This is a genomic window from Streptomyces sp. NPDC040405 (assembly GCF_055595765.1).
In genome coordinates this window covers 1,344,835-1,356,084 of record NZ_JBVIVI010000001.1, presented here as the reverse complement: position 1 = coordinate 1,356,084, position 11,250 = coordinate 1,344,835, and the positions used below count along the sequence as shown (strand labels likewise).

At 73.6% G+C, this 11,250-nt stretch carries 1 protein-coding gene; it reads left to right on the top strand.

Annotated features, from left to right (window positions below; all coding sequences use genetic code 11):
- Nucleotides 1-59 precede the first annotated feature (59 nt).
- Nucleotides 60-11,246: a type I polyketide synthase gene (locus ACZ59A_RS05500; RefSeq protein ID WP_470953816.1), complete on the top strand. Its 11,187-nt coding sequence runs from the start codon at nucleotides 60-62 to the stop codon at nucleotides 11,244-11,246.
- Nucleotides 11,247-11,250: the final 4 nt, after the last annotated feature.

Sequence of the window (11,250 nt, the reverse complement as noted above, 5' to 3'; positions counted from 1 at the left end):
CGTGATGACCGCCCACCGCTCTTCAACCGACCTCAGGGGGTGACGTTTCCGTGGCTAGCGTGAACGAAGAGAAGCTTCTCGACAATCTGAAGTGGATGACCACTGAGCTGCGCCGGACCCGTCGCCGCCTGACCGAGGTGGAGGCGGACGCGCAGGAACCGATCGCGATCACTGCGATGAGCTGCCGTTTCCCCGGCGGCATCGGATCCCCCGAGGATCTGTGGCAGCTGGTCGCGGAGGGCGGCGACGCCATCACCGGCTTCCCCGACGACCGTGGCTGGGACATCGAGGGACTGGCCGACCCGGACCCCGACCGCAAGGGCACCTTCTACAACAGCGGCGGCGGATTCCTCGACGGCGCCACCACGTTCGACCCCGGCTTCTTCGGCATCTCGCCGCGCGAGGCCCTCGCCATGGACCCGCAGCAGCGGCTGCTGCTGGAAACGTCCTGGGAGGTGTTCGAGCGCGCGGGCATCGACCCGACGTCGGTCAAGGGCAGCCGCACGGGCGTGTATGTGGGCGCCTCGGCCATGGGTTACGGCCTCGACACCCAGAACGCGCCCGAGGAACTGGAGGGGCTGCTGCTGACCGGCGGTGCCACCAGCGTGCTGTCGGGCCGTATCGCCTACACCTTCGGCCTCGAGGGCCCGGCCGCCACCATCGACACGGCGTGCTCGTCGTCGCTGGTCGCCCTGCACTGGGCGGCCCAGGCGCTGCGTCAGCGCGAATGCTCGCTCGCCCTGGTCGGCGGCGTCGCGGTGATGCCCACCCCCGATGTGTTCGTGGAGTTCAGCCGTCAGCGCGGCCTCGCCCCCGACGGCCGGTGCAAGTCCTTCGCGGCGTCGGCGGACGGTACGGGCTGGTCCGAGGGTGTCGGTGTGCTGCTGGTGGAGCGGCTGTCGGACGCGCGGCGCAACGGCCACCCGGTGCTGGCCGTGGTGCGCGGTTCGGCCGTCAACCAGGACGGTGCGAGCAATGGTCTGACGGCGCCGAACGGGCCGTCGCAGCGGCGTGTCATCCGCCAGGCCCTGGAGAACGCCCGGCTGTCCGCCGCCGAAATCGACGTCGTCGAGGCGCACGGCACGGGGACGACGCTGGGCGACCCGATCGAGGCGCAGGCGCTGCTCGCCACGTACGGTCAGGAGCGCCCGGAGGGCCGGCCGCTGTGGCTGGGCTCGCTCAAGTCCAACCTGGGCCACGCCCAGGCGGCGGCGGGTGTCGCGGGCGTCATCAAGATGGTCATGGCGATACACCACGGTGTGCTGCCGCAGACCCTCCACGTCGACCAGCCGTCCCCGACCGTCGACTGGTCGGCGGGCGAGGTGTCCCTGCTGACCGAGGCCCGGCCGTGGGACGAGAGCGGCAGGCCGCGCCGGGCCGGTGTCTCGGCCTTCGGTGTGAGCGGCACCAACGCCCACACCATCATCGAGCAGGCCCCTGAGCCGGAGGAGCCGCATACCACGGACGAGGACGGCACCACGGCCGCGGTCACCGCCGCCGTACTGCCGTGGGCTCTGTCCGCCAGGACCGGGGCGGCGCTGCACGACAACGCCCGGCGCCTGATCTCCCACCTCGACCGTGAACCCGCCCTCGGCACCGCCGATGTGGCCTACTCGCTGGCCACCGGCAGGGCGGCGCTGGAGCGCCGCGCGGTGGTCGTCGGCCAGGACCGCGCCGGACTGGTCGCGGGCCTGGCGGCGCTGGCGCGCGGAGAGCTGGCACCGGGGCTGATCGAGGGCACAGTCGACGGCGGCGAGGTGGCGTTCCTCTTCACCGGCCAGGGCAGCCAGCGGCTGGGGATGGGGCGTGAGCTGTACGACGCCTACCCGGTGTTCGCCGAGGCGCTGGACGCGGTGTGCGCGGAGCTGGACCCGCATCTCGAACGGCCGCTGAAGACGGTGCTGTTCGGGGACGAGGCAGAAGCGCTGGACCGGACCGGGTTCACGCAGCCCGCGCTGTTCGCCATCGAGGTGGCGCTGTTCCGGCTGGTCGAGGCGTGGGGTGTGCGGCCCGACTATCTCTCCGGCCATTCGATCGGTGAGCTGGCCGCCGCGCATGTGGCGGGTGTGCTCTCGCTCGCGGACGCGGCGAAACTGGTGGCCGCGCGCGGCCGTCTGATGCAGGAGCTTCCGGCCGGTGGCGCGATGATCGCGGTGCAGGCGTCGGAGGACGAGGTGGCGCCGCTGCTCACCGACCGGGTGAGCATCGCCGCTGTGAATGGCCCGTCGTCCGTGGTCATCGCGGGTGACGAGGGCGCGGTTCTGGAGATCGCTTCCGGTTTCGAGGAGCGGGGCCGTAAGACCAAGCGGCTCACCGTGAGCCACGCCTTCCACTCGCCGCGCATGGACGGGATGCTGGAGGCGTTCCGTCAGGTGGCGCAGGGGCTGTCGTACGAGGCTCCGAAGATCCCCCTCGTGTCGAACCTGACCGGCGCCGTGGTGTCCACCGACGAGGTGACCAGCCCGGACTTCTGGGTGCGGCATGTCCGGGAGGCCGTGCGCTTCCTCGACGGTCTGCGCACCCTGGAGGCCAAGGGCGTCACCACCTTCATCGAGCTGGGCCCGGACGGTGTGCTCACCACGATGGCGCAGGAGTGCGTGTCCGGCGAGAACGCGGCGTTCATCACCGCACTGCGCAAGGGCCGTTCCGAGGCCGAGGCGCTGACCACCGCCGTGGCCCGGGCGCACGTCCGTGGGGTCGCGGTGGACTGGGCCGGGTTCTTCGCCGGGACGGGCGCGGACCGGGTGGACCTGCCGACGTACGCCTTCCAGCACGAGCGGTTCTGGCTGGAGCCGAGTGCGGCATCCGTCGGCGATGTGGCGCTCGTGGGGCTGGAGCTGGCCGGACACCCGCTCTTGGGCGCGGCCGTGCCCCTGGCGGAGTCCGACGGGCTGGTGTTCACCGGTCGGCTGGGCCTGGACACCCATCCGTGGCTGGCCGACCACGCGGTGCGGGGCACCGCGGTGCTGCCGGGCACGGCGTTCGTGGAGCTCGCCGTCCGCGCCGGTGACCAGGTCGGTTGTGATCTGCTCGACGAACTGACCCTGCACGCCCCGCTGGTGCTGCCCGCGCGTGGCGGCGTCCGCCTCCAGGTCACGGTCGGCGCGCCGGACGACACCGGACGACGGCCGCTGACCGTGCTGTCCCGTGCCGAGGACGCCTCGGCCGAGGAGCCGTGGACGCGGCACGCCGACGGTGTGCTGGTCGCGGGCGCGCCCCGGCCGGGGTTCGCGCTGACCGCGTGGCCGCCGCCGGGCGCCGAGGCGGTCCGTACCGAGGAGCTGTACGCGACCCTCGCCGACGCCGGACTGCGGTACGGCCCGGTGTTCCAGGGGCTCACGGCCGCCTGGCGAAACGGGAACGAACTCTTCGCCGAGGCCCGGCTCGACGACTCCGCCGCGTCCGACGCGCGGGACTACGGACTGCACCCCGCCCTGTTCGACTCCGCGCTGCACGCGCTCGGCCTGCTCGATCCGGCCGAGAGCGACAACGGGGGACTGCCGTTCGTCTGGAACGGGGTGTCGGTGTACGCGAGCGGCGCCTCGGCGCTGCGGGTGCGCCTGGTGCTCCGCGGCGCGGAGGGCGTCCGGCTGGAGATCGCGGACTCGGCCGGTGCGCCGGTCGCCGGAGTGGACTCGCTGGTCCTGCGCCCCGTTCCGGCCGAACGGGCGCTGACCTGGCAGGCCGCGTACCACGAGTCGCTGTTCCGGCTGGACTGGGCCACAGTGCCGGTGTCCGCCGAGAAGTCCGGGGCCCGGGCGCCGTGGGCGGTACTCGGTGCCGGTGCGCCGGTCGCGCTCACGGCCGGTGCCACGGCCCACGCCGACCTGACCGCGCTGAGCGATGCGGTGGAATCCGGGGAGGCGGAGGCGCCCGAGTACCTTCTCGCGTACTTCGGCCCGGCGGACACCGCCGAGGACGACGTGGCCGGTGCCGCCCACACCGCCGCACGGGACGCGCTGGCCCTGGTACAGGCGTGGCTCGCCGAGGAGCGGCTGGCCACGTCCCGTCTGGTCCTGGTCACCCGGGGCGCGGTGACCGCCGGGGGCGATGCCGGGGTGGGCGACCCGGCGCGGTCCGCGGTGTGGGGTCTGGTGCGCTCGGCGCAGTCGGAGCAGCCGGACCGGCTGGTGCTGGTGGACGTGGACGGCACCGACGCCTCGTACGAGGCGCTGGGTGCCGCGCTGGCCTCGGGCGAGCCGCAGTTCGCGCTGCGCCGTGGCACGGTCCACGCGCCGCAGCTGGCGCGGGTCGCCTCGGGGGGCGCGATGGTGCCTCCGGCCGGGGAGCGGGCGTGGCGGCTGGACAGCGAGGACAAGGGCACGCTGGAGAACCTGGCGCTGCTGCCGTGCCCCGAGGCGGCGGCGCCGCTGGAGGCCGGGCAGGTGCGGGTCGAGGTCCGGGCCGCCGGGCTGAACTTCCGGGATGTGCTGAACGCCCTGGGGATGTACCCCGGCGATGCCCCGGTGATGGGCATCGAGGGTGCAGGTGTCGTCGTGGAAACCGGACCCGATGTCACCGATCTGGCTCCCGGCGACCGCGTCCTGGGCATGCTGCCGGGGGCCTTCGGGCCGTTGGTGGTGGCGGACCGGCGCATGGTGGCCCCGATGCCGCCGGGCTGGACGTTCGCCGAGGCGGCCGCGGTGCCGATCGTCTTCATGACGGCCTACTACGCGCTGCGTGATCTGGCCGACCTGGAGAGCGGCGAGTCGCTGCTGGTGCACGCGGCCGCCGGCGGCGTGGGTATGGCGGTGGTGCAGCTGGCCCGGCATTGGGGTGCGGACGTGTTCGCCACCGCCAGCCCGGGCAAGTGGGACACGCTGCGTTCGCTGGGTCTTGCCGACGACCGGATCGCCTCCTCGCGCGACCTGGCCTTCGAGTCGACGTTCCGTGAGGTCAGCGGCGGTCGCGGCGTCGATGTGGTGCTGGACTCGCTGGCGCGCGAGTTCGTGGACGCCTCGCTTCGGCTGCTGCCGCGCGGCGGCCGGTTCATCGAGATGGGCAAGACCGACATCCGGGAGCCGGAGGAGGTGGCCGCCCAGTACCCCGGGGTCGCCTACCAGGCGTTCGACCTGTTCGACGCGGGTCTCGACCGTGTCCAGGAGATGCTGTGCGAGCTGCTGGACCTGTTCCGCCAGGGCGTGCTGCGGCCACTGCCGATCAGCGCCTGGGACGTACGGCAGGCCCCGGAAGCGTTCCGCTACATGAGCCAGGCGCGGCACGTCGGCAAGGTCGTGCTGACCGTGCCCGCCGCGTGGAACCCGGACGGCACGGTGCTGATCACCGGCGGCACCGGTGCCCTGGGCGGACTGGTCGCCCGGCACGCGGTGACCGAGCGCGGGGTGCGGCACCTGCTGCTCACCAGCCGCAGCGGTGAGCGGGCCACGGGTGCGGCCGAACTCGTCGCCGAACTGCGCGAGTTGGGCGCCGAGGTGACGGTCGCCGCGTGTGACGCGGCCGATCGCGAAGCGCTCGCCGAGGTGCTGGCCGCCGTCCCCGCCGAACATCCGCTGACGGCCGTGGTGCACACGGCCGGTGTGCTGGACGACGGCGTCATCGGTTCGCTGACGCCCGAGCGCGTCGACCGCGTCATGCGTCCGAAGGTGGATGCCGCGTGGAACCTCCATGAGCTGACGCGGGACGCGGACCTGGCGGCGTTCGTGCTGTTCTCCGCCGTCTCGGGCGTGTTCGGCGGCCCCGGCCAGGGCAACTACGCCGCCGCCAACACGTTCCTGGACGCGCTCGCGGCGCGCCGTCGCGCCGAGGGGGCCCCGGCCCTCTCGCTCGCGTGGGGCCTGTGGGCGGGCTCCGGCATGGGCAGCGGCCTGAGCGAGATAGACATCAGCCGGATGCGGCGCGCGGGGCTGCCGCCGCTGTCCCCGGCGGAGGGCCTGGCCCTCCTGGACGCGGCGCTCGGCTCGGGCGAGGTGGCGGCGGTCCCCATGCGGGTCGACGCCGTGGCGCTGCGCGCCCAGGCCGCGGCGGGCACGCTCGCGCCGCTGCTGCGCGGCCTGGTCCGCGTTCCGGTACGGCGCGTGGTGGACAACGCCGCGGGCGAGGGAGCTTCCGGCCTGGCCGGGCGGCTGGCCGCGCTGAGCGCGGCCGAGCAGACCGGGCTGCTGCTGGAGCTGGTCCGTAACCAGGTCGCGGCGGTGCTCGGCTACGCGGACCCGCAGGCCCTCGAAGAGGGCCGGGTGTTCAAGGACCTGGGATTCGACTCCCTCACCGCCGTCGAGCTGTCCAACCGCCTCCGCGAGGCGACCGGGCTGCGGCTGCCGCCGACGCTGGTCTTCGACTACCCGAACGCGGCCGTCCTCGCGGGCCATCTGCGCGGCGAGCTGGTCGGTGACGTGGCCGACGCGATCGTCCCGCACCGGATGACCACTTCGGCCGACCACGACGACGACCCGATCGCGATCGTCGCGATGAGCTGCCGCTTCCCCGGTGGCGTACGGTCGCCGGAGGAGCTGTGGCAGCTCCTGGTCTCCGGCGAGGACGCCATCACCGGCTTCCCCGCCGACCGGGGCTGGGACCTGACCGCCCCCTACGGCGACGGCCCGGACGCCGAAGGCGCCACCTTCGCCCATGAGGGCGGCTTCCTGCCCGATGTGGCCGACTTCGACGCGGCGTTCTTCGGGATCTCGCCCCGTGAGGCCCTCGCCATGGACCCGCAGCAGCGGCTGCTGCTGGAGACCTCGTGGGAGGCGTTCGAGCGGGCCGGGATCGACCCGCAGTCGCTGCGCGGCAGCAGGACCGGTGTCTACATCGGCTCCAACGAACAGGACTATCTGAACCTGGTGCTGGACGAGGCACAGGGCCTCGGAGGACACCTCGGCACCGGCAACGCCTCCAGCGTGGCGTCCGGTCGGCTGTCCTACGCCTTCGGTCTCGAAGGCCCCGCGCTCACCGTCGACACCGCGTGCTCGTCGTCGCTCGTGGCGCTGCACCTGGCCGCGCAGGCGCTGCGCAACGGCGAGTGCTCGCTCGCCCTGGCGGGCGGCGTCACGGTCATGTCGACCCCGGGCGTCTTCATGGAATTCAGCCTCCAGCGCGGGCTGGCCGCCGATGGCCGGATCAAGGCGTTCTCCGGTGACGCGGACGGGACCAACTGGGCCGAGGGCGTGGGTCTCTTCCTGGTGGAGCGGGTCTCCGAGGCCCGCAAGAACGGTCATCCGGTCCTTGCCGTCCTGCGTTCCACCGCCGTCAACCAGGACGGTGCGTCGAACGGTCTGACGGCGCCGAACGGCCCGTCCCAGCAGCGCGTCATCCGGCAGGCCCTCGTCAACGCCGATCTTTCGGCCGCCGACGTCGACGCCGTCGAGGCGCACGGCACGGGGACGTCGCTGGGCGACCCGATCGAGGCGCAGGCGCTCCTGGCGACGTACGGTCAGCAGCGGCCCGAAGGCCGACCGCTGTGGCTGGGTTCGATGAAGTCCAACATCGGGCACACGCAGGCCGCGGCGGGCGCCGCGGGCGTCATGAAGATGGTGATGGCGATGCGGCACGGCGTGCTGCCGCAGACGCTGCACGTCGCCGAGCCGACCCCGCATGTGGACTGGTCGGCGGGCGACATCGAGTTGCTGACCGAGTCCCGGCCGTGGCCGGAGACCGGCCGTCCGCGCCGCGCGGGAGTGTCGTCGTTCGGCTTCAGCGGCACCAACTCGCACGCGATCATCGAGCAGCACCCGGACACCGACCGTGTGGAGAAGTCGGCTCCGGAACGGCCCCTGCCCGTCCTCGCCTGGCTGGTTTCCGGCCGTACGGAGGACGCGCTACGGGCCCAGGCCGAGAGGCTGCGCGCCTTCGCGAACGGCGTGGACGACGAGGTTCGCCCGCTCGACCTCGCGTACTCCCTGGCCACTTCCCGTTCCGCCCTGGAGCACCGGGCCGTGCTGCTCGGCCCGGACGGCGACCTCCCCGGCGAGCGGCTCGCGGCGCTGGCCGAGGGTCGTGGCGCGGCAGGACTCGTCGAGGGTTCGGTGGCCGGTGGCAAGGTGGCGTTCCTGTTCACGGGCCAGGGCAGCCAGCGGCTGGGGATGGGTCGTGAGCTGTACGACGCCTACCCGGTGTTCGCCGAGGCGCTGGACGTGGTCTGCGACGCACTGGACCCGCACCTTGAGGCGCCGCTGAAGACGGTGCTGTTCGGGGACGATGCCTCGGTGCTGGACCGGACCGGGTTCACTCAGCCCGCGCTGTTCGCGGTCGAGGTGGCGCTGTTCCGGCTGGTCGAGGCGTGGGGGCTGACGCCCGATTTCCTGTCCGGCCATTCGATCGGTGAGCTGGCCGCCGCGCATGTGGCGGGTGTGCTGTCGCTCGCGGATGCCTGCCGATTGGTGGCGGCGCGTGGGCGTCTGATGCAGGAGCTTCCGGCCGGTGGCGCGATGGTGGCGGTGCAGGCGTCGGAGGACGAGGTGGCGCCGCTGCTCACCGAGCGCTTGAGCATTGCCGCTGTGAATGGCCCGTCGTCGGTGGTCATCGCGGGTGACGAGGACGCGGTTCTGGAGATCGCTTCCGGTTTCGAGGAGCGGGGTCGTAAGACCAAGCGGCTCACGGTCAGCCACGCGTTCCACTCGCCGCGCATGGACGGGATGCTGGAGGCGTTCCGCGAGGTGGCGCAGGGGCTTTCGTACGAGGCCCCGCGCATCCCGATCGTCTCCAACCTGACGGGCGAGTTGGTCTCCGTCGAGGAGATCACCAGCCCCGACTTCTGGGTGCGTCACGTCCGCGAGGCGGTCCGCTTCCTCGACGGTGTCCGCAGCCTCGAAGCCCAGGGCGTCACGACGTACGTCGAGCTGGGCCCGGACGGTGTGCTCACCGCCATGGCCCAGGAGTGCGTGACCGGCGAGGACGCCGCCTTCGTGGCCGCGCTGCGCAACGGCCGCGCCGAGGCCGAGGCCGTCACGGCGGCGCTCGCCCAGGCGTACGTCCGGGGCGCCGCCGTGGACTGGGCGGCGTACTACGACGGGACCGGTGCGTCCCGCGTCGACTTGCCCACGTACGCCTTCCAGCGCCGCCGCTACTGGCCCGACACTGCGCCGGAAGGGGCCGTCGAGGCCACCGTGGACGCGGTGGACGCCCGGTTCTGGCACGCCGTGGAGCGCGAGGACTGGCAGTCGCTGGCCACCGAACTGCGCGTCGAGGGCGACCAGCCGCTCAGCGCGGTGCTGCCCGCCCTGTCGTCGTGGCGCCGCGCCCGGCGCGAGGAGTCGGCCGCCGACGGCCGTCTCTACAACGTGGCGTGGAAGCCGCACGCGCAGGCCCCGACCGCTGCCCCGTCCGGCACCTGGCTGACCGTCGTCCCCGCGAGCCTCGCCGGGGACTCCCGGGTCGCCGCGGTGGCCGACGACCTGGCGCGGCGCGGAGTGCGCGTCGTACGGGTCGAACTGGACGCCGCGGACGCCGATCCCGCGACCGTGGCCGCCCGCCTCGCCTCGGCGTCGGCCGACGGCCCGGTGGCCGGTGTCCTGTCGCTGCTGGCGCTGGACGAGCGGCCGCATCCGGACCATCCGGCGGTGCCGGTCGGCCTCGCGCTGACCGGTGCGCTGGCCGAGGCGCTGGCGCGGCAGGGCGGCGACGCCACCGCGCGCCTGTGGTGCGCCACCCGGGGCGCGGTCTCGACCGGGAGCGCCGACCGGCTGGACAGCGTCACCCAGGCCCAGGTCTGGGGCTACGGCCGGGTCGTCGCCCTGGAGCAGCCCGAGCGGTGGGGCGGTCTGGTCGATCTGCCGGAGACGCTCGACGAACGCGCACTGGACCGGCTCGCGGGTGTGCTCGCCGGGTCCGACGACGAGGACCAGGTGGCGATCCGCGCCGCCGGGGTCTTCGTACGCCGCCTCGCCCCGGCCCCGCGGGACGCGGCCGTCGCCTCCGCCGAGCCGTGGACGCCGCGTGGCACGGTGCTGGTGACCGGTGGCACGGGTGCGCTGGGCCGTCATGTGGCCCGTTGGCTGGCGCAGCACGGGGCTGAGCGGCTGGTGTTGCTCAGCCGTCGTGGTCCGGACGCGCCGGGCGCGGCCGAGATCGTGGCCGAACTGTCCGGCACCGACACCGCCGTGGCCGTCGAGGCGTGCGATGTGGCCGACCGCGAGGCGCTGGCGGCGCTCGTGGAGAAGCTGGCCGCCAACGGCACCCCCGTACGGGCCGTGGTGCACGCGGCCGGGACCTCCCAGGAGCCCGGCACCGGCACCGAACTCCCGGAGTTCGCCCGGATCGTGGCGGCGAAGACCACCGGAGCGCTCCACCTCGACGCCCTCTTCGGGGAGGGCGCCGAACCGCTGGACGCGTTCGTGCTCTTCTCCTCGATCGCCGGGGTGTGGGGCAGCGGCGGCCAGGGCGCGTACGCGGCGGGCAACGCCTTCCTCGACGCGCTGGCCGAACAGCGCCGCGCCCGTGGCCTTTCCGCCACGTCCGTGGCCTGGGGACCGTGGGCGGAGGGCGGCATGGCCACCGAGGGCGACGCCGAGGAGCAGCTGCGCCGCCGTGGCCTGCCGCCGATGGCGCCGGACCTGACCATGGCCGCCTTCCAGCGGGTGCTGTCCCGCCGGGAGACCGCCGTGACCGTGGCCGATGTCGACTGGGAGCGTTTCGCTCCGGCCTTCACCGCCGCCCGCCCGCGCCCGCTGATCGACGATCTGGCCCAGGTCGCCAAGGCCCTGCGGGGCGACGGCGAGGGCCGGAGCGAGGCGGCGGCCGACGGCGCGTCGGCGCTGCGCGAGCGGCTGACCGGGCTGGCCGCGGCCGACCGCGCGGACGCGGTGCTGGAGGTGGTCCGCACCCATGTGGCCACCGCACTCGGCCACGCCTCCGCCGACGAGGTGGAGGCCGGACGCGCCTTCAAGGAGCTGGGCTTCGACTCCCTCACCGCGGTCGAACTGCGCACCCGGCTGGGCTCGGCCACCGGCCTCAGGCTGCCCGCGAGCCTGGTCTACGACTACCCGACACCGGCCGTGCTCGCCGAGCATCTGCTGACCGAACTGGTTCCGGACGACGGCCCGCGCCACGTGTCGGCCGATCTGGACACCGATCCTCGGGACGCCGAGCTGCGCCGCATCCTGACCACCCTTCCGATGAGCCGGATCCGGGAAGCCGGGCTGCTGGACACGCTGCTCCGGCTGGCCGAACCACAAGCGGCCACCTCGGAGACCAGCGGTGTCGAAGACGACACCGAGTCCATCGACACGATGGACGTTCAGCACCTCATCGACATGGCGCTCGATATCGACGGCCTCGACGGCAACGATTCCTGACGCG